The organism is Parafrankia sp. EUN1f (genome assembly GCF_000177675.1).
Classification (GTDB): Bacteria; Actinomycetota; Actinomycetes; order Frankiales; family Frankiaceae; genus Parafrankia.
Map to the genome: position 1 here is coordinate 21,433 of NZ_ADGX01000049.1, position 20,005 is coordinate 41,437.

The window sequence follows — 20,005 nt, forward strand, 5'->3', positions numbered from 1 at the left end:
TCATCCTGCGGAGATGCCGCCGTTGACGCTGATCACCTGACCGGTGACCCTGGCAGCAGCCGGTCCGGCCAGCCACAGAACTACCGCGGCGACATCGTCAGCAACCGGCAGGCCGAGCTGGGCCTTTTGCGTGATCTTGTTGAAGATCTTCGCCCCGAACTCATCGGCCAGCAGCCGGTCGGCGGTCGGCGTCTGGGCGATCAGGCTGGGCGTCACGGAATGCACTCGGATGCCGTGACGCTTCACCTCGAGGGCGAGCGTACGTGAGAACATCGTGATGGCCGCCATGGCGCCACCCGCGATGGACTCACCCGGCGTCGGGACCTTGGCGGCATCGGAGGCGACGTTGACGATGGTCCCTCCCCGGTCCTGCATGAAAGGGAGCACAGCGCGGTTCATCTGCATCACCGGCAGGACCAGTCCGAGGAGGATCCGTTCGAGTTCGACGGGGTCTTGCTGCAGGAGCGGGCCGAGGTGACCTCCCGGCGCGACGGCCGAAGCGAAGGTGTCGATGTGCCCGCCTAGGAAGGCTGCGGCCTCCGCGGCCAGCCTGTCGGAGTCGTGGGTGCCGCCAGCATCGCCGGTCACGAAGTGAACCTTCGCGCCGTGTGTAGCGACGCTGCGCGCAGCCTCGGTGCCTCGACGGGTGTCGCGACCCAAGAGAACGATTCGTTCGGCCCCAGCTATGGCGAATTGCGTGGCAATGGCGAGCCCCACGCCCGAGGTTCCGCCGCTGACCAGCACCCGGCCCGTCATCAGAGGGCGTGGCTGTGTCGGTTCTGGGGCCATCGTCTGCTCCTGTGTCAGTGCTGCGACGGGTGCATCAGCGCTCAGGCGGCGGGCTGTCCAGGCATCCTAATTTTTGAAAGCTTTTCCAAAAGGTAGGTCTTGATTCAGGCCATTTGGTCAAAACGCCCGCCAGGAAGCGCCCCTCCCGCGGCTGATGCGCGGGGCCGGGTGTCAGACCTGGATGAGGATGTCGTGGAGAGGCTCGTCGTCGTCCGCGATCAGCTCAGCGTCGATCCGTAGACCGGTCACTGGGCAAAGGTACTCGCGAAGGCGAACGCGGTCGGCCATGTCAGTGTTGGCCACCTCGTGCTCGGGTGCCAGGTGACGGATGAGAGTGTCCCGCGTCAAGGCGCGGTCCTTGTAGTTCGCGGTGGCCGGCCCGAGGTCGGCGCCATTGCACCACCACCTGCCGTTGACGACGTACAGGAGATCGCCGACTCGATCAGCATCATAAGGGGCCTCGATCGATTGGCCTGGCTCGGCGCCTCCCAACCGCTCTCTGCGTATAGACAGACGCCGAGCTGCGGTGGCTGCTAGGTCCACCTGGTCGCCTGTAAAGACCACTCCGTACACCCGGTCCGCGGTCGGGACATCGACGAGCAGGTCCTCTAGGTCCCTCTTCACCAGCGCTGGGTCGCGCAACAGCGGATCGCCGTATCCGGGCGCTGCCGGGGAGACCCACTGGATTATGTCGCCGTCGCCGAAAGGGAATGGGGGACCCACATGGGTGAGCACCTCCTCCTCGCCGGCGAGTTCCTCGATGGTGATGGGCACGCGCTCGGCCGCGAGCTGCGAGTGCACGTCCGTCTTCCGCAGGATACGGCACTGGGCCATGCTGCCCGGGTTGCCGCCGAACAGACCTTGACCGGTGGTGAAGCTCTCATTCTGGTAGTTAATCATCTCGCCTCCGATCACGCCGCGGATCATCAGCGTCTCGTGGTAGCCGACACCGGCGCGATGGCGGCCGCTGCCGCCAATACCGGAATTGATCATTTTTCGGGCAAGCACGACCACTGGCCCTTGCGCCTCGAGGTCTTCGGAGTTGTAGGCCATAGCGTCAGGGATCCACCACTGACCTCCCGCGTCGACGCCATCTCGCTGGGGGCGTCCGGCGAGGCTGCCCATGAGCCCGTTGGCGTCGATCAGGAGAAACGGAGAACCGTTCGAGTCCAGCCCGGCACCGATCAGACTGTTGAGGTTCGGCGAGCACGGGCCCAGCGGAAGTGATCGAGCGACGTCGTCACCACACGCGAGCATCTTACTTACGACCGCACCAGCGACGTTGCATTGAACGGCGGCCATGCGGATACCTGAGGCACTGACCGCCCCTGGATACTCGGCACAGTTCATCAAACCGGACGTGGGGTTGAAAACGACGCGCCGGTAGGCGCCGCCGTAGGCGCCGGCCAGGTCCGGAACCATCTGCTGGGTGATCGCGGCGAGCACGATGCCGCTAAGGCCGGCGAAGGTGATATTGCCGCCGCCCAGCTGCGGGGCGGTGCCCTCGTTGTCGACCATCAGCCAGTCGCCGCGTTTGGTGATGGTGATCTGCTGGGCGTGGATCTGGCGGTCGCCCGGGAATGCGCCCTCGATGTAGGTACGGTGTGACCACCGACCGTCGGGGATCGCCTGGAGTCGCTCGACGAACAGGCGCTCACCGGCGTCGACCACACGACGCATGACGCTCTTGACAACGTCGGCCCCGTACCGTTCTAAGAGCCGCTCGACCTTGTCGCGAGTGGCCGTCGCACCACCCACGGCAGCCCGGACGTCCATCCGGGTCATGGTCGGATATCGACTCTGACGGACGAACATACTCTCAATGTCGCGGCGCAGCTTGCCGTCGCGGATCAAGGTGATCGGAGGAACCAGCATCGGTTCTTGCCACACGTCGGTCGCACCGACGCATTGACTGCCCGGGACCGAACCTCCCACGTCCGAGAAGTGCATGGAGTTAGCTATCCAGCCGAAGAGCCGACCGTCGCTGAAGATGGGAGCGATGATGGTGACGTCGGATTGGTGGGCGGAGCCGATGTACGGGTCGCTGGCGAGGAACATGTCTCCCGCCTGGATCTCTCCCTCCTCGAAGTGCTCGAGGATATATTTGATCGTCAGCGCGTTCTGGTTGGAGAAGTAGACGACGCCCGCACCGATGCACACCAGATCGGCGTCTTCGGTGAGCAGCGACGCTTGGAAGTCGCGCGCGAGCATCACTATTGGGGACAGGCTCAGACGTTGCAGCATGTCGGCATGCTCGAGATTAATGTTCGTCAGGGCATTACGTACGACCTCGTAGGTGATTGGGTCAACGTCGCTGTCGCTACCCTGGTGAAGATTCAACGATGCGTTGATGGGCAGCGGCTCACGCGGCACGTAACCACGGGTCGTGCCGTCCCACAATGCGACCTCTTCGCTCGTGGCTACATTTGTGAGAATCATGCCTTCTTCTTCCTCAGGGTAAGGACGACGTTTCCGATCGCATCGGTCTCGAGGTGTTGACCCGGCGCCACGGAGATACTGGTGTGGGCGAGTTGAACGACTGACGGGCCGTAAATGCGTTGGCCCGTAGGCGGTGCGCCCTCGTACACAGCCGTGCGTCGCCATGCCTCGGTGCCGGGCCAGAAGACGTTTCGGAATCGGGCCGGCTCGGCATGGTCAGTGGCAGGCTGTCCGGCAGCTGCAACGGCCGGGATCGACTGCGTGTCCAGGTCGACGCGAGCCGTGACGCGGATGGCGAAGATCTCGATCGTCTGGAATACTGCAAGCGCCGCCTCGCCGAATAGTCGCTTATACTGACTTCGGAAGGCTTCTGTCAAGGTCCGGGAGGTCTGGGCGGGATCGCCGGTCAGCGGCGGCAGGGAGAGCTCGAGCTCCTGGAGGTACTGTTCGGCGTAGCGTGCCAGTGCGGTGTACTCAACTGTCACCTGTTCGTCCGAGAAGCCGGCCTCGCGCATAGCGGCTCGGGCCTGATCTTCGAGCGAGCCCACGATGGAGCCGAGTGCATGAAGGTCGAACGGTGCCGTGATTGAGCACTCGCGCTCGAACACCTGCATGACGTTGCTCGCCGCGATCCCGTAAGCTGATAGGGTTGACGCGCCGTTGCCCATGGGAATCACGACATGGTCGGCTCCCAATTCCTCCGCGAAGTGAAAGGCGTGCACCGGTCCGGCGCCTCCGAAGGCGTACACGGTGAAGTCGCGCGGATCGACGCCTTGTTCGATCGTGCGCTGGCGGATGAGGGTCGCCGCGTTGTGATTGTTGACGCGCAGGATCCCAGAGGCTGTCTCCTCTAGCGAGAGGCCAAGTTGGTCGGCGAGTGCCTGGACGGCGTCGGCGGCCCGTTGTGCGTTCAGCTCCATGCGGCCGCCGAGGAACTCATCGGGGTCGAGCAGCCTCAGCACCACGTCCGCGTCGGTGACGGTGGGCCGACTCCCGAACCCGTAGCACGCGGGCCCGGGCGAGGACCCCGCCGACTCGGGACCGACCCTCAGGCCTCCGCTGTGCGGATCGACCTGCGCGATCGAGCCGCCGCCGCACGCGATGGACCGCACGTCGAGCTGCGAGACCTTGAACGTGTACTGCTCGATGACATTCTCGCTAGACAGGATCGGCCTGCCGTCGATTAGCAGACCGACCTCAAACGACGTCCCACCCATGTCGGTCGCGATCACGTTCTGGTGACCGCTGCGACGAGCAATGGTCGCCGTCCCCGCGAGTCCGCCAGCGGGCCCGGAACCGATCGTCTGGATCGGGAGCCGTGACGCCACTGCGACGGGCAGAACGCCACCATTGGACTGCATGATGAATGGCGCGCGCCGGATCCCTCTTCGGCTCAGCTCCTCTGCCAGCTCGGTCAGGTATCGGCTCGATGCTGGGCCCACGTAGGAGTTGATGACGGTCGCGACGGTCCTCTCGTACTCGCCCTGGCGAGGTGCGATCTCCGACGAGAGACTCACGTAGAGCCGGGGGTCGATCTCGTGGACGAGCTCGCGCAGCCGAAGCTCATGCTCAGGGTTGCGGAATGACCACAGGAGTGCGATCGAGATGGCATCGACGCCTCTATCGATGAGGTCGCTGATCACTTCGCGCGCTGAGTCCTCGTCCAGCGGTGCCAGGATGGTGCCGTCCCGGGTGACACGCTCTGGGACCTCTGCGATGAGGCGACGCGGGACGATGGGGACGGGCTTGTCCGTGTCGCGGACGTTCGCGCGCAGATCCGCTGCCACTCCTGCGGTGCGGCCGCGGCCACGCATCATCGACAGTGCGTCGCCGTGCCCTCGGGTCGCGACGACGCCGACCCGGGCGCCGTTGCGCTCGACCACGAGATTCGTGCCGATCGTCGTTCCGTGGCTGAACCGATCGATCGCGGCCACGAAGGAGTCGAGAGACTCGCCAGCGCCTCGCGCCAGCTGCTCGAGGCCTGCCATCACCCCCACCACGGGCGAGGAGGCATGTGTGGAAAGGGCTTTGGCGGTGAGGACGCGTCCGCTGGGATCGATCGCGACGCAGTCGGTGAAGGTGCCCCCGATGTCGACTCCTACTACGTAGCTCACGCGATGCATCCCCGCGCGGACATCATTTTCAAGGCGTGAAGCCCCCTGTTCGTGTCGGCGGGTCGGGTACGACGACGCCCTCGGCAATCGTGAGACTATCTGTCGCAATACCCTGTATGGTGCAGGTCACAGGTGTCAAGGGGTGCCGAGTGGCGGAGGGTCCACCGAGGGCGTCGGCGGCGCCCCACCCGTGGGGTCTCGCCGCTGGCTGTCGGTCGGGATGTCATGGATGCTTGCGGCGCAGGTAGCGGGCAGCTAGATTTTGAGACTTAACGTATCGAAAAACTGTTCGGATGGCTGGCAGAGGGACGAGGGAGCAGGAGTGACATCGACCACGGCATCTGAGGGCACGGTCCGTAGCGCGCGCGGCGCCCCCCTGAAGGCGATGACTCTGCCAGAAGCCTTCCAGCGCACCGTGGCAACCCACCCCGACAAGGTCGGCATCCGCACGATCGGTGGAGGTGTGGAGCTGACGTGGGCCGAGTTCGGTGACCGCGTGCGCAGCCTGGCGGGCAGCCTGGCGAAGATCGGCTGCCGTAGAGGTGAGCGAGTGGCGGTGCTGATGCGAAACCTGGTGGAGAACCATCTCGTGGACTACGCGTTCAGCCACCTGGGTGCAGTGCCCTTCGGAATCTTCAACAGCTCGTCCCTCGACCAGATTGTCTTCCAGATTGGCCATGCCGAAGCCGAGATCGTCGTGACTGAGGCCCGCTACCTCGACAAGGTGGCGCAGGCCGTCGCGCGACTGGGTGATCAGGTGCGCCACATCGTGGTCGCCGATCCCGACGGCGAGGGGCCGGCCCTTACGGGGAATCAGATCTCCTTCGCCGAGGTCGAGGCGACCCCGAACGACGAGTTCGACGTCGACGCCTCGTGGCAGGCGATCGATCCCGAGGACATCGCGTGCATCATCTACACGTCCGGCACGACGGGGCAGCCCAAGGCAGCTATTTGGTCGCACCGAATGATCGTCGAAGGACTGCGTGCCATCGATGCGGCCATCCCCCTGCCGCGTCGGGGTTTAATCTCCTTCTTGCCGATGGCCCACGCGGGCGGACGTAACAACAGCCACCACTACGCTCTGGCGTATGGCGCGACGATAACCGTCTGTCCCGAGATGAACGACGTGTCCGCAGCACTCGTCGACGTCCATCCCGATCTCTTCTCGTCGTCTCCCCGGGTGTACGAGAAGCTCCAGGCCGCCATCGAGTCGTTGATCGAGGCTGAGCCCGACGACTCCCGTCGCGCGCTGAAAGACGCCCTCCAGCTCGGTCTGCGCCTCTCCCATGCCGAGGACGCCGGCTCCGCCGAGACCGTGGCCGACCTGGCGCAGCTGCGTGAGCGACGTGAGCAGAGCGTCAAGCTCTTCAGGCCGATCCTGGCCAAAGTCGGGCTGGACCAGCTCGACGTCGTCATCATCGGGGGTGCGACCGTGGCACCCGAGCTTGTGCATTTCTTCCGGGCGATCGGGACTCCGATGCTCGAGGCCTATGGGGCGACGGAGGTCATGCTGAATATCTTCAACCGGGTCGACGACTTCAAGACCGGTAGCGCGGGGAAGGCGTTGCCGGGCGTGGAGCTGCGAATCGCCGACGACGGTGAGCTCTTCTGCCGCGGTCCGCTGAACTTCTCGGGATACTTCAAGGACGCTGAGAAGACGGTAGAGGTGATCGACGCCGACGGCTGGGTCGGGACGGGCGACATCGCGAGGATCGACGACGAAGGGTTCGTATGGGTGGTCGACCGCAAGAAGGAGATAATCATTAATTCGCACGGCAAGAACATGTCGCCCGCCGTGATCGAGACTGCCATTCTGGAAGAGAGCTCGCTGATCGCACAGTTCGTGGCCATCGGGGAGTCGCGGCGATATGTCACCGGAGTGGCGACGCTCGACCCGGTCGCGCTGCAGACCTTCATCGATCAGCGGCCCGAGATGGCTGGACGGTCTCCGCAGGACGTGATCGACCATGAGTTGATCCAGGCAGAAGTGGCTGCCGCCGTCGAGCGCGGAAACGCCCGTCTCAACAGCAACGAGCAGGTCAAGAAGTTCGCGATCGTCGGATTGGCCTGGGAGCCCGGAAACGAAATCCTGACTCCGACGGCCAAGATCAGGAGAAGGATCGTTACCGCGGAGTACGGCGAGATCATCGAGAGCTTGTACGCGGCTTGATCGGCGACAACCGCCCTGAGGGGCATGAAGCCGCAGGTCGACGCCCGTTGGCTGAGAGGGCCCGGGGGTCTTCCTATAGCGAGCTCGCGGCGTTGGTGGTGGAGCAGGCGGGGCCGATCGCGCAATCGCGGGCCGAGTTCAAGGAGCAGCAGGGCGGCGAGCGAGTCAAGCGTCGGCCGAATCCTCGGCACCGGCCCCGGGGAGTCGCTCGACGTCCGCCAGGTGCTCACCGATAGTAATGCCGGACGCGGCGCTTGTGGTGCTTGCCGCAATGCCATAGTTTGAAAAATATCTGTCTTTGTGGGAATGTGTCGCCGCAAGGCCTCTCCCGCGTGCACTCGTTGACGCGGCCTCAGGCCGTCACGGAAGAGAAGGCGAAGGAGCAATATCATGGCCAACGACCCGCAGACCGAGAAGCTCATCCGCGGGTACGTCCAGGCATGCCAGGATCGAGACTTCGAGCGGATCTGGACCTTTTATGACGATGACATCGTCTACGAGGACCGGGCCCTAGGGCAGGTGCATGTCGGCATCGAGGCCACAAAGCAGTTCTACCTGACGACGATGAACGGCCTCGACGTGAACTGGGTCGTCAACCGCATCTACGCGACCGAGGACGGTTTCGGGCTCGAGGGCTACATGGAGGGCACGCATAATCACGATCTGCCGGGCATGCCTGCAACGGGTCGGACCTTCAAGGTCCCGTGCGCCTCGGTTGGCGAGGTGCGCAACGGGAAGATCCTGGCGAATCGCGACTACTGGAACAACTACGATCTTCTCAAGCAGCTCGGTCTGCGTTGATGCCAGGAGGGGCGACCATGACGGCCATAGATGCGTCGGACCCGGTGAGTTCGCTGGGTGAAGGGCTGACCGTGCCGGCCCTGCTCGGCCGAGCGGTTGCCGTTGTTCCTGACGAGCCGTTCCTTGACTTCGAGGGTCACACCTTCTCGTTTCGCGACGTCGATGAGAAGTCGTCATGCTTCGCGCAGGCTCTCGTCGACCTGGGGATCACTCAGGGTTCGACGGTGGCCAGCATGCTGGAGACGTCGATCGAGTCGATCGTCACCTGGCTTGGTGCCAACAAGGCTGGCGCGGTGTGGGTCCCGCTCAACATCGCCTACCGTGGCGAGTTCCTTCGTCATCAGCTGGCGGAGTCCGACGCCGAGGTCATCGTGTGCGACGCGATGTATCTCGACCACGTCCTGCACGTCGTCCCTCAGCTCCCGAAGCTGCGGGTGGTCCTCTGTCACGGCGAGGTGCGGTCGAATCTGGCGGGAGTAGCGGTCTCCGTCCTACCGTTGTCGGTGCACCGCGGCGATCACCCGCTACCGGGCTGGGATGTGCGACCGTCGGACCTGTCCTTGCTGATCTTCACATCGGGCACGACTGGCCCTTCGAAGGGCTGCATGGTCAGCCAGAACTACATGTGCAGCCAGGGGTTGCAGTGTAACGACGCCGTTCCGCCCGAACCCGGCGAAGTCATGTACACGTGCCTGCCCCTGTTCCATGTATCCGCCCTGAGCCAGATCATCGCCGCTCTCGCAGTCAAGACGCGCATCGCTATCTCTCCCCGGTTCTCCGTGTCGCGATTCTGGAAGGAGATCGAGCGCTCGGGCGCCCGCAACGCGCTGCTGATGGGCTCGATCTTCCCGTTGCTGGCCCACGCTGAAGAGACGCCCGAGATGCTTCGCTGCTATGGACAGCTCCGCGCCGTCACAGGAGTTCCAGTGGCTCCCGAGATCCGGCAGATCTGGAAGACGCGGTTCGGCGTCGAGCACATCAACAGCTTCGGCTACGGGCTCACTGAGGGCGCACGGCTGGCTTTGCACCGGTACCGCGGACCGGACCACCTCCCGCCGCTGGACTCGTGCGGTGAGGTGGCATCGGATCGTTTCGAGGTGGTGGTGCTCGACGAGGCAGACCGTGTCCTGCCCGATGGAGAGGTCGGCGAAATCGCCTTTCGTCCCAAGCAGCCTCACGTCATGTTCGAGGGCTACTGGAAGCGACCCGAGGACACGGCGCGCGTCCTCCGAAATCTGTGGATGCACAGCGGTGATCTAGGCCGCATCGAGGACGGAGTCCTGTTCTTCGTGGACCGCAAAAAGGACTACCTGCGCAACCGTGGAGAGAATATCTCGAGCTACGAGATCGAGCGGTCCTTCCTGCAACATCCAGAGCTTGTCGAGGTGGCCGTGCACGAGGTCGGCGTCGGAGTCGCAGAGGACCGTATGAAGGTGACCGCCGTCCTGGCCGAGGGATCTCTACTTACCGAGGAGCAGCTGTGCCGGTGGGCTCTCGACCATGTCCCATACTTCGCGGTGCCCCGTTTCATCGAGTTCCGGTCGAATCTGCCGCGAACCGCAACGAGCAAGGTACAGAAATTTCAGCTCAGGCAAGAGGGATGCACCGCCCAGACCTGGGACCGTGAGGCTGCCGGCATCACCATTCGTCGACCATCGGCCGACCGCCGCAGCGGCGCGGCGCTTGCGGACGGTGTCACCCTGGCCACATGAGCGGCTCGTGGAAAGAACCGCGCGTCCCACGCATCATCCGACTGAAGTTCTCGCCTGTCGTCGATGAAACCCGCGATGGCAACGTTCGGTGATTCAGAGCCTCGCCTCATGTGGCGAATTCCTTCCAGAAGGTCAGCGTCGCTGCCAAGGTGCCGAATGCGTGGAATTGGTGGCCGCTGCGTTCTAGCGGAAGAGATACGACGGTTGCCGCCGAGCCAGGCCGCCGTGCGTTCAAGCTTCCTTCGGTGGCGACCGATCTTCTCGACCGGACTCGACGCTTTCGTGAGCGATCCGCAGCGCAAATCCCTCACTCAGGCAGGAATCGGTGCTGGTCATCACTGTCGTTTTCCTTCTCGGCATGCAGCTCACGGCGCCAGCATGTTTCCGCCGAACGAAAGCGGCAGATTCTGCCGAGCACGGCCGTACGGCAGCACGTACAGCACCGTGGTGATTACGGCCCGCTCGTCCACGTGCGCAGTCCCAGTATGCGGGTGCCGAGAAAGGAAGGTAGTAGCGGCTTCATGAACTCCTGGAGCTCGTTCGGTACTAGCCGCACGATAACCGGTCGTTCGCACATCGCGGCGAGAAGATTCACTACTCCTGCGTGAGGGAGCATTTGGGGCCTGAAGTCCGGCGGTCAAATCAGGTAACAGCCCGTACCGTCGGCTATCGACGTCGGCGGGCGGCAATAGGGAAGATCGGTGCACATCATGGGAATGTTGGACGGAAAAGTAGTACTGGTCACCGGCGGAAGTCGGGGCCAGGGACGAGCTCACGCGCTGACCTCGGCACGTGAGGGCGCAGACATCGTCATCGTCGACGTGGCGGAGAACCTGCCGACGGTGACTTACCCGATGGCACGCACGGACGACATGACCGCGACCGTCGAGGCCGTCGAGGCGCTTGGCCGTCGCATCGTCGCCATGGAGGCCGATGTGCGCGACCAGGCCCAGCTCGACGCGGCTGTCGCGCGGGGTATCGCCGATCTGGGGCAGATCGATGTCCTGATCGCCAATGCCGGCATTTGGACGCAGGCGCCGTTCTATGAGCTGACCGATGACCAGTGGGAGGAGATGATCGATGTGAACCTGAGCGGCGTTTGGCGATCAGCCAAGGCGGTTGCGCCGCACATGATCGAGCGAAATTCTGGTTCGATTGTTATGATCTCGTCGGTCAATGGCCTCGAACCCGGACCGAACTTCGCGCACTACACGGCCGCGAAGCACGGGGTCGTGGGACTCATGAAGACCGTGGCACTCGAGCTCGCTCCTCATGGCATCCGCTGCAACTCTATCCATCCCGGTGCTGTGCGCTCAGGCATGACTGAAAACCAGATGGCCTTCGACATGTACGCAGGTGGCCCCGGAGGAACGATCGACGATCTCATCAAAGCAGGCAAGCACTATGGCGCACTTAAGGGCAGCACCTTCATGGCCCCTGAGACCATCGCGAATGCAGCGCTCTTCCTGAACTCCGAGCTCGCGTCATCGATAACGGGTATCACGCTGCCCGTGGAGGCCGGTCATCTGCTGATGGCTGGGGTCAACGTGTCGCCGGTCGACTGATGGGTGCGATTCACTCGAGGATAGATCATAGATCCGAAAACTAGACGGCAAAGTCGTTTTCATTACCGGTGCCGCGCCCGACCAAGGGCGCGGTCACGCCGTCGCCCTTGCCATGGCCCTACCTTGTTCACGCCTGGGCTGGGATAATGACCCAGGGAGGAGTGCAGGTGCCGAGATCAAAACCGCCGCACACGAAGGAGTTCCACCGATAGGCGGTGGAACTTGTCCGGGCTGGGTGGTGTCGGCGGCCACGAGATCCTGCCCAGTGACGGCCGTGTAGGTGCCCGCTGGTGGCGAGGAGAACTGCCCGCTGACGGCCCGTTGATCTGCCCACTGTGACTGTCTGTTGCGGCCTGTCGTGATCGGTCGGCGTCCCCTTCCCGGTGTGCTGGGCGGTGCGAACCGAGCTCAGCACGGTCCCGGGAAGGGACGAGATTGAAGTCTGCCGGGGAGATCATGGACATTCTCCAGGCGTACGACCTGACGGGGTCGTTGCGTGACGCGGGTGAGCTCGCGGGCTGTTCGCATCACGCAGTCGGCCGGTACGTCGCCGCCCGTGCCGCGGGTGCGCTGGTACGCGGTGCGCGGCCGGTCCGGGCGAGCGTGGTAGACCCGCTCCCGGGGAGATCAAGGAGCTGGTCGAGCGGTCGCGGGGGAAGATCCGCGCCGATGTGGTCCACGACAACCTCGTGGCCATGGGCTGTCCGGGGGCGGCGCGCACGACGCGGCGCGCGGTGGCCCAGGCGAAGGCGGCCTATGGGGTCGGACGGCGGCGGGTGTTCCGGCCGTGGGTGCCTTGTCTGAACCAAATAGTCAAGGATTGTCGCCGTGGGTGGGGCTCTCCCGGTGGGCCGGTTGGGCCCTGGTCGTGAGGACGGTGCGAGCGGCAATCTGAGGGAAGCTGAGCATACCGAGCTCCGTAGCGGTCTTTCGGCGTCGGATGACGTTGTTGATCTGGGCGAGTGTGTCTCGGGCGGCGGCGAGGCTAAGAGCTGAATTCAGAATGATTCTCGGAGTTTCCGGAGGCAGATGATCGAGCAGGCGAGGGTGAGGAAGGCCTGGTGAAGGTCGGCCTTGCGTTCCCAGCGGGTGCGGAGCCGGCGGAACTGGTGCAGCCAGCAGATCGTGCGCTCCACCGGCCAACGCTGGGTGCCCAGTCCGGAGCCGTGAGGGTGCCCGCGGCGGGCGATGACCGGGGTGATCTGGCGGAGGCTGAGCTGCCGGCGGTAACGGTTGTGGTCGCAGGCCCGGTCCGCGAGCAGGTAGCGGGGCCGGTCTCGTGGCCGACCGGCCCGGCCTCGGATCGCGGGGATGGCCTCGACGAGCGGGATGAGCTGGGTGACGTCGTGGCGGTTCCCGCCGGTCACGGTGCTCGCCAGCGGTACTCCGGTCGCGTCGGTGATCACATGATGTTCTCTGCCGGGGTGGCCGCGGTTGACCGGGCTCGGACCTGTGCGGTCCCCCCTTTATCGCGTGCAGGTGTTTATCGCGTGCAGGTGCGAGGAGTCGACCAGCGTCCGGTGCAGGTCGAGGCAGCCGGTAGCGTTGCACTCGGCCAGCAGGTTCTCGTGCAGACGCTGCCAGACTCCGACAGCGTCCACTAGGAGTCCGTCGGTGCGGACGCGCGCTGCTCACGGCTTCCCTGCATAACGGGCCACCTGCACCCAGGGCCAACCTGCGGTTCTTCGGGAAGGGTCGTGCCGGAGCCCGCGGACACCATCGACAGCGTCCGGTAAGGCAGCAGCGCGGCGCTGACCGTGCAGGCGAGTCCGGCGAGGAGCAGCGTGGTCCTGACATCGGTGAGCGCGACGAGCCCACCCCCGGCGAGGATGAATAGCGAAATGTTGACCGGACTACGGAGACCCTGGTCTGCGTGTCGCGGAGGACGCTGACGGCTTGATCGATATGAACTCCCGCAGCTTCGGAGGGAGGCCGCGTGGTGGTTCGCGATGAGCTGGAGCGGGATGTCCTGGCGATCCGGCTGCCTGGTTGGGGTCGGGTGGTGCCAAATGAAGGTGTCGTGCCCTGGCTGGTGCTGGGTTCGGATGACTCCCCGGTTGTGCCGATCAAGCGATTTCTTCACGACTTCGCGGCCCGGGGCTACACGGCGGGCAGCGTGCGCAGCTACTGCTACGCGCTGCTGCGCTGGAGGCGATTCCTCGACGTCGTCGGGGTGGAGTGGGACCGGGCCACGTCTGCCGAGGTGCGTGACTTCGTGCTGTGGCTGGCGCACGCCAGCAAGCGAGTGCGTCGAACGAAGTCGGCCACCACCGCGGGGACAATCAATCCCGTCACCCGCAAGGCCTATCTGGACGACAGCTACCAGCCGCGGACGATCCGGCACAGCAACGCGGTGCTGCGTACGTTCTACGGGTTCTGGATCGAGCGGGGGCACGCACCGCTGGTCAATCCGGTGCCGCTGAGCCGGCAGACCGGACGCCGGCCGCACGCGCACCACAACCCGCGGGAACCGTTCCGGACGGAGGGGCGGCTGCGCTACAACCCGAAGATCCCCCGGCGCCCTCCGCGGGCGATGCCGGACGAGCGGTGGAACGACCTGTTCGGCGCGATGCGCTCGAACCGGGACCGCGCGTTGCTCGCCCTGGCGGTCAGCACGGCCGCCCGGGCGAGCGATCTGCTGGGCCTTCGGTGCACGGATCTCGACTGGGGGGACCAGTTGATCCGGGTCCGCCGCAAGGGCACTGGCGCCGAGCAGTGGCTCCCCGCGAGCCCTGAGGCGTTCGTCTGGCTGCGTCTCTACCTCGCGGACATCGGAAGGCTTCCGACGGACGCGGTGCTCTGGTGGACGCTGAGGCGTCGCTGCGACGACGGCGTCCCCGCACGGCGGCCGTTCACCTATGACGCTCTGCGGGCGGTCCTGCGCCGCGTCAATGAGCAGCTTGGCAGTAACTGGACCATGCACGACCTGCGCCACACCTGCGCGATTCGAATGGTCCGCGACGAGGCCCTGTCGCTGCGGGATGTGCAGACGATCCTCGGTCATGTCCACCTGACGACCACGCAGATCTACGTCGAGGACGACGACGCCGAGGTCTTCCGCCGGGTCCGCCAGCACCTCGCGGACCGAGACACCTCTGCTCCGCCGCCGCCGGCGGGACGGGGTTACGACGCCGGCGACCTCGCCGTGCTGTTCGGGGGAGCCGCGCGATGACGGCCACCACGATGGACGCGGCGGCTACCGCCGGCACGTCGACACGGGCGCCGGTTTTCGTCAGGCACGAACTGGGTTCCTTTTCTGGGCAGCGGCACGTCGGGCCGGTTGACGCGTTGCCACCAGAGGAGATCCTTGCGCTGGTCTCGTCGTCCCCGCTCTGGCCCGGTGATGGCGCGCTCAAGGATCAGCGAACCTGGACCCGTGGAACGCTCACGATCCTGACCTGGCTTTCGAGCTTTCCCGGGCAAGGGTGGCAGGAACGCTGGATCGCCGCCGGGGCAGACAGCGGGACGAGCTGGCTCGACGGAATCGACCCCACCGACCAGCGAAAGACGATCACGCAGCGCGACGAGCTGGGGAAGGGGCTCCTTGCTCTGCTTCTGCACCGAGTCGTCCTGCCGAGCTACGGGTTCCTCGCGGACTACAAGGCGTTCAATCTCTTCAGCTACGCCCGGCAGGTAATGCGCCCAGACCTGTTCACGCGCATCGACCGGAAGGCAGCGAGCAACGGCATCGAGGGCCGCCGCCTGGCGATCGGCCTGATCGTCATCACGAAGATTGTTCTGCATACGGGCCGGGATGTGGACCAGCTCACCGCGGAGGACATGTTCGCCTATCGTGCCTGGAACATGGCGGCCTACGGCACCGCCCCGGTTGGCATCCACACCGCTTGGTGGCTGCTGCACGGGATCGCCGACCTGGGCGAGCACGAGCACCTGCGCTCGGCGCTGCGCCACGGCCAGCGCCCGACCGCCGAACTCGTCGGTTTCTACCGCATCCAGTGCGAGCCGATCCGCCAGTTGCTGATCCGTTACCTCGACGAGCGCCGCCCCGCCATGGACTACGGCTCGTTCCTGGACCTTGCCCGCACCCTCGCGGGCACCTTCTGGGCGGACATCGAGCGGCACCACCCCGGCATCGCCTCCCTGCACCTACCAGAAGACGTCGAGGCCGGATGGAAGCAGCGGGTGTCGTTCCTGACCATGAAAGGGAAGGCCGGGCGCCCGCGCCGCAACCGGTTCGCCGTCTTGATGCGGGTCCGGGCCTTCTATCTCGACATCCAAGAATGGGCACTGGAAGACCCTTCCTGGGCGCCCTGGGCAGTGCCCTGCCCGGTCCGCCGCGGCGACACCACCGGCATGGCGAAATCCAGACGCCAGACGACCGCGACGATGCACCAACGAGTCCGTGACCGGCTCCCGCACCTGCCAGCTCTGGTCGACGTCGTCGAGCGCCACCTCGCCGAGCAGACCGCGCTGCTCACCGCAGCGAGTGCGACGGCGGTGGGCGAGACCTTCGAATACGGCGGCCGGCCGTTCCGCCGCATCGCGTCCAGGACCTCAGCCCGCGGCGGCGCGCACGCCGGCGTCCCAAAGATCCTGATCGAGAACACCGCCGGCGGTGAGCCGATCGACGTGACCCGCGCTGAGGACGACGCGTTCTGGACCTGGGCCATCATCGAGACCCTTCGCCACACCGGCGTGCGGATCGAGGAGCTGCTCGAGATCACGCACCTCGCGCTGGTCTCCTACCGACTCCCGGACACCGGCGAGACCATCCCGCTTCTGCAGATCGTGCCGTCCAAGAGCAACGAGGAACGGCTCCTGCTCGTCAGCCCCGAACTCGCCAGCGTCCTCGCGACGATCGTGACCCGGCTCCGGGCTATCGGCGGCGGCACGATTCCGCTGACCAGCCGCTATGACGCCCAAGAGCGCTCGGAAGGGCCGCCGCTGCCGCACCTGTTCCAACGGAGAGCTGGCTGGCGAACCGCAGTGATCGGCTACGGCGCCATCGAGAGCCTCCTCGCCGGTGCGATCGACCGGGCCGGCCTCGTCGACGCCGCCAACCGACCCCTGCGCTACACCCCACACGACTTCCGCCGCATGTTCGCCACCGAGGCCGTCACGGGCGGTCTCCCGGTCCACATCGCCGCCTGCCTGCTCGGCCATCACAGCCTGACCACCACCCAGGCCTACCTCGCGGTGTTCCAGGACGACCTCGTCCGCGCCTACCGGGCGTTCCTCGACCAGCGCCGCGCAGTCAGACCCCAAGCCGAATACCGCGAACCGACCGACGAGGAATGGCAGGACTTCCAGCAGCACTTCGAGCTGCGCAAGCTCGAGCTCGGCACCTGCGGACGCCCCTACGGCACCCCCTGCAAACACGAGCACGCCTGCATCCGCTGCCCCAGCCTGCGCCTCGACCCCGGCGCCCGGCCCCGCCTGACCAGGATCGTCCGCAACCTCCAGGACCGCGTCGCCGAAGCCCGCACGAACGGATGGCTCGGCGAGGTCCAAGGCCTCCAAGTCAGCCTGAACGCCGCGAAGACCAAGCTCAGCAGCCTCGACCGTAAGCCGCCAAGCCCACCCGGCCGGATCACCGACCTCGGCATCCCGATCATCGGCAGCCCCTCGCGGGACTCAACGTGACGGCCGATGTTGGGCCAGCTCGAGATCTTACAAGCCTAATCGGCAGTCGTCCTCGCGAGCTCGATGAGACGGTTGACGGCGTGGGGGATCTGGGCCTCCAGCTCCGCGGTCATGCTCGACATGACCGTTTCAGCATCGGCTGACGGCACGAAACTCTGCTTCTCACCTCGCCACACAACCTCGAGCGGCGGACGCATGGGCGACGCCGATATATAGATTCCAGCGACGAGCCTCGACCGCCGGTTCCCTATCTGTTCAGAAACTGTGAACAGGATATTGAGCGTGACACTGCGGGGCCCGCTTTGATTCGTCGTGAGGATCGCGGTAGCGAGCCACTGTCCTCGAGACATGTTCACACCGAGCGCTGCCGCTGCAAAGTGATCGCGGCCAATTGTGAACCGGTTCGCCTCTGTGAATCCATCGTCGTGCAGCCAGGTCGCCAGCCCCGCGGCGGAGGATGCCCACGCCGCTGCCGAGGCAAGGAGAACCTCCCCGAGCCGTGCGTGCTCCGCCCGCGCGTCCACGACCGGTTCGGTGAGCGTGCGCAGTTCCCGCGCTTGCTCCGCGAGGCTCGGCCGCGGCCCGCTTCGTGGAGGTTCCGGATCGAGCCACGACTCGAGATTCTGGTGCAGCTCTTCCATCGTGGGCCTTTCGTGAGGGTCGTGGGCGGTGCAGTGCTCGACCAGACGATCGAGGAGGTCGCCGCGGCGTACCTCAACGTAGTCGGTGATGCGGTGCCCCCGGACCCCCGACAGATGCATCCCTGGGATGGGATAGGTCTGGCCGGTTGCAAGCACCCAGAGGGTCTTGGCGAGAGAGTAGACGTCGGCGGCCCGGCCGTCGGAATCCGCGGGATGGTCGAGCATCTCGGGGGCGATGTACCAATGCGGGCCGAGCTTGCGATCGTTGTCCGTCAGCGCTTCCTGACCAGGCGCGCTGACCAGCCCGAAGTCACCCAGCGCTGGCCCGTCGTCGTACCAGTACAGGTTCTCGGGCTTGATGTCGCGATGCGAGATCCTCCGTGCCGCAAGCGTCGCGAGCGTTCCAGACAGAGCGGCGAACGCGCCGATGAGGTCGGTGATGGGTGCCCCGGCGAGGTGCTGCTTCAATCCCAATGCCTGCGGCATGACCAGATAGGCCCTGCCATCCCTCGGGTGATCGGGAAGATGGGCGTCGACCACTGGAACGATGCCCTTGACGTCGGTCAACTCCCGTACGCGCTCGACCTCGTTGAGGAACCGCTGGTAGAGCACATTGCCCTTGTTCGGCCTCGCCTTGAAGAGCTTGATCGCCCAGCGTTCTTGTCTGCTGTTCGTGGCGAGCCAGACCTCGCCGCTGCCCCCACCGCCGAGATAGTCGACGAGCAGGTACTCGCCGAAGCGGTCGTTGCGCTTGAAGACGGTTCTCGGTGGTCTCACGAGCCAGAAGCCTTTCCGGAGGGCGTTCGATCTTCCCAGATCGGATGCCGGGCTGGTGAACTGGGCGTCATGAGGCGACCGGCGACAGCTACGCCCTCGACCACGCCGACGGGTTCGCCGCCCTCGCCAAGGTCCTCGTCGGACTGACCACCCAGCAAGAACGGTCAGCTCGGCCCGACGACAGCCGGCGGCGTTCCTGAGCCCATCACAGGGCCGTGAGCATCGAGATCCAAGTTCGGTAAAGGCTGCACGGTCCTGGCGCTGATTCCCCAGGCGGTCCGTACGCGGGTCATGTAGGCGTCGGCGGTGACCTCCATCCTGTAGGTCGCGAACACCGGGTTGAACACTCCCGCGCACGTCAGGATCGCCGTGTCCGCTGCGATAATGATCACCAGTCCGGTGAGGCCGTGGGGAGCGAGCGGGTACAGCAGCAGCCAGGGAGCGCGCGCCGCGCCGGCGACGAGCAGCACACGCCGCTGCCCGTACCTGCGGGCCAGAACCGGCGCGAGCCGGGACCCGGCGATCCCACCGAGACACGGCACGCCCAGGGACAGCCCGTAGGCGAACACGGACAGCCGGAGATCATCGAGGATGAGGACCGCGAGCAACGGAATGGTCATGACCACCGGGCCGCCGAACAGCATCGCGTTGAAGAACAGCGGCCGCAACCCGGGGTGAGCGAGGATGTAGCGCCATCCGGGTCGGATACCGGAGTCGGCGGAGCGCTCGGGCGGTGGTGGTTCGCTCGCCCGGAGCCGCCGCACGCCAAGAGCGGAACCGAGGTAGGAGACGGCGTCGAGAGCCATCGTCGCGGTGGCCCCGAGACCTCCGATCAGCAGCCCTCCCACCGGCGGACCAGCCATATTGGAGATCCAGTCGGTGGTCTCGAACCAGCTGTTCGTCGCCAGGCGACCTGCCGGATCCGTCATCGCTTTCAGATGCGCTCCGCTGGCGGCGGCGAAGGCGATCGACGCCGTGGTGGAGATGGCCCCGACCGCGACCAGCTGCGGGTAGGTCAGGAGATCCAGCGCGGCAGCGGCGGGCACGCTCGCGAGCGCGGCGAACCGCACCAGATCGGCCGCGATCATGACAGGGCGTTTGCGTCGGTGCTCGATACCGGCGCCCAACGGCAGCAGAACCGCCGCGGCGGCCAGCCCGGCCAGGCCGGACAGCAACGACACCTCGAACGCGGAGGCGTACAGAACGAGAACGGCGACGATCGGCAGCGCCCCGGACCCGACCCCACTGCCCGCCGCGCTTACGGCGTACGCGAGGAGCAGATTGCGGCGATCTTGATCCCGCACCCGGCGCACGCTACCACCCGCCATTTTCACGTCCGCCTGAAACCGCTGCGCGGTCAGGCTGGGACGCGGCCCGCACACAGGCCGACCGA

At 65.6% G+C, this 20,005-nt stretch carries 11 protein-coding genes and 2 pseudogenes; 7 read left to right on the plus strand and 6 right to left on the minus strand.

Features of this window, described 5'->3' with window-relative positions; all coding sequences use genetic code 11:
• The 3 genes from FREUN1FDRAFT_RS16430 to FREUN1FDRAFT_RS16440 form a co-directional block, all read right to left on the minus strand.
• A complete protein-coding gene (locus FREUN1FDRAFT_RS16430) occupies window positions 1-744 on the minus strand; it encodes an SDR family NAD(P)-dependent oxidoreductase (protein WP_198144346.1) in 744 nt (247 codons plus the stop codon).
• A 216-nt stretch (window positions 745-960) separates the two neighbouring features.
• The gene (locus FREUN1FDRAFT_RS16435; RefSeq protein ID WP_006541233.1) at window positions 961-3,228 is read right to left on the minus strand and encodes a hydantoinase B/oxoprolinase family protein; all 2,268 of its coding nucleotides are present in this window, start codon (window positions 3,226-3,228) and stop codon (window positions 961-963) included.
• The gene (locus tag FREUN1FDRAFT_RS16440; RefSeq protein ID WP_063745313.1) at window positions 3,225-5,342 is read right to left on the minus strand and encodes a hydantoinase/oxoprolinase family protein; all 2,118 of its coding nucleotides are present in this window, start codon (window positions 5,340-5,342) and stop codon (window positions 3,225-3,227) included. Before FREUN1FDRAFT_RS16440 ends, FREUN1FDRAFT_RS16435 begins: the two co-directional genes overlap by 4 nt.
• Before the next feature lie 322 nt (window positions 5,343-5,664).
• On the opposite strand from FREUN1FDRAFT_RS16440, the gene FREUN1FDRAFT_RS16445 reads away from it, so the two are divergent.
• The 5 genes and pseudogenes from FREUN1FDRAFT_RS16445 to FREUN1FDRAFT_RS46395 all read left to right on the plus strand — a co-directional run.
• Window positions 5,665-7,512 (plus strand): long-chain fatty acid--CoA ligase, encoded by a 1,848-nt coding sequence (locus FREUN1FDRAFT_RS16445; RefSeq protein ID WP_006541235.1) that lies wholly within the window; start codon window positions 5,665-5,667, stop codon window positions 7,510-7,512.
• A 390-nt stretch (window positions 7,513-7,902) separates the two neighbouring features.
• On the plus strand, window positions 7,903-8,313 hold the full coding sequence (locus FREUN1FDRAFT_RS16450; RefSeq protein ID WP_006541236.1) for an ester cyclase: 411 nt from the start codon (window positions 7,903-7,905) through the stop codon (window positions 8,311-8,313).
• A gap of 71 nt (window positions 8,314-8,384) precedes the next feature.
• Complete coding sequence (locus FREUN1FDRAFT_RS16455) at window positions 8,385-10,025, plus strand: AMP-binding protein (RefSeq protein WP_198144348.1); 1,641 nt, start codon at window positions 8,385-8,387, stop codon at window positions 10,023-10,025.
• A 710-nt stretch (window positions 10,026-10,735) separates the two neighbouring features.
• On the plus strand, window positions 10,736-11,590 hold the full coding sequence (locus FREUN1FDRAFT_RS16460; protein WP_006541239.1) for a mycofactocin-coupled SDR family oxidoreductase: 855 nt from the start codon (window positions 10,736-10,738) through the stop codon (window positions 11,588-11,590).
• Between the two features lie 435 nt (window positions 11,591-12,025).
• Window positions 12,026-12,384 (plus strand): annotated as a pseudogene (locus FREUN1FDRAFT_RS46395) (IS21 family transposase); the annotation flags it as partial.
• Between the two features lie 204 nt (window positions 12,385-12,588).
• Here the strand turns inward: FREUN1FDRAFT_RS46395 and FREUN1FDRAFT_RS16465 are convergent.
• Window positions 12,589-13,179 (minus strand): annotated as a pseudogene (locus FREUN1FDRAFT_RS16465) (IS5 family transposase); the annotation flags it as partial.
• A gap of 347 nt (window positions 13,180-13,526) precedes the next feature.
• On the opposite strand from FREUN1FDRAFT_RS16465, the gene FREUN1FDRAFT_RS16475 reads away from it, so the two are divergent.
• Window positions 13,527-14,762, plus strand: a complete 1,236-nt coding sequence (locus tag FREUN1FDRAFT_RS16475) for a site-specific integrase (protein WP_006541243.1) — start codon at window positions 13,527-13,529, stop codon at window positions 14,760-14,762.
• Window positions 14,759-17,194 (plus strand): site-specific integrase, encoded by a 2,436-nt coding sequence (locus FREUN1FDRAFT_RS46400; protein ID WP_006541244.1) that lies wholly within the window; start codon window positions 14,759-14,761, stop codon window positions 17,192-17,194. The genes FREUN1FDRAFT_RS16475 and FREUN1FDRAFT_RS46400 overlap by 4 nt, the downstream gene beginning before the upstream one ends.
• 35 nt (window positions 17,195-17,229) lie before the next feature.
• Here the strand turns inward: FREUN1FDRAFT_RS46400 and FREUN1FDRAFT_RS16485 are convergent, their stop codons facing one another.
• Together FREUN1FDRAFT_RS16485 and FREUN1FDRAFT_RS16490 are read right to left on the minus strand one after the other, a co-directional pair.
• A complete protein-coding gene (locus FREUN1FDRAFT_RS16485) occupies window positions 17,230-18,612 on the minus strand; it encodes a protein kinase (protein WP_006541245.1) in 1,383 nt (460 codons plus the stop codon).
• A 164-nt stretch (window positions 18,613-18,776) separates the two neighbouring features.
• On the minus strand, window positions 18,777-19,940 hold the full coding sequence (locus tag FREUN1FDRAFT_RS16490) for an MFS transporter (protein WP_006541246.1): 1,164 nt from the start codon (window positions 19,938-19,940) through the stop codon (window positions 18,777-18,779).
• Window positions 19,941-20,005 lie beyond the last annotated feature (65 nt).

Bases quoted from the DNA above. Each gene is read 5' to 3' on its own strand.
- FREUN1FDRAFT_RS16450 (WP_006541236.1), top strand. From the start codon at position 7,903: ATGGCCAACGACCCGCAGACCGAGAAGCTCATCCGCGGGTACGTCCAG.
- FREUN1FDRAFT_RS16460 (WP_006541239.1), top strand. From the start codon at position 10,736: ATGGGAATGTTGGACGGAAAAGTAGTACTGGTCACCGGCGGAAGTCGG.
- FREUN1FDRAFT_RS16490 (WP_006541246.1), bottom strand. From the start codon at position 19,940: ATGGCGGGTGGTAGCGTGCGCCGGGTGCGGGATCAAGATCGCCGCAAT.
- FREUN1FDRAFT_RS46400 (WP_006541244.1), top strand. From the start codon at position 14,759: ATGACGGCCACCACGATGGACGCGGCGGCTACCGCCGGCACGTCGACA.
- FREUN1FDRAFT_RS16435 (WP_006541233.1), bottom strand. From the start codon at position 3,228: ATGATTCTCACAAATGTAGCCACGAGCGAAGAGGTCGCATTGTGGGAC.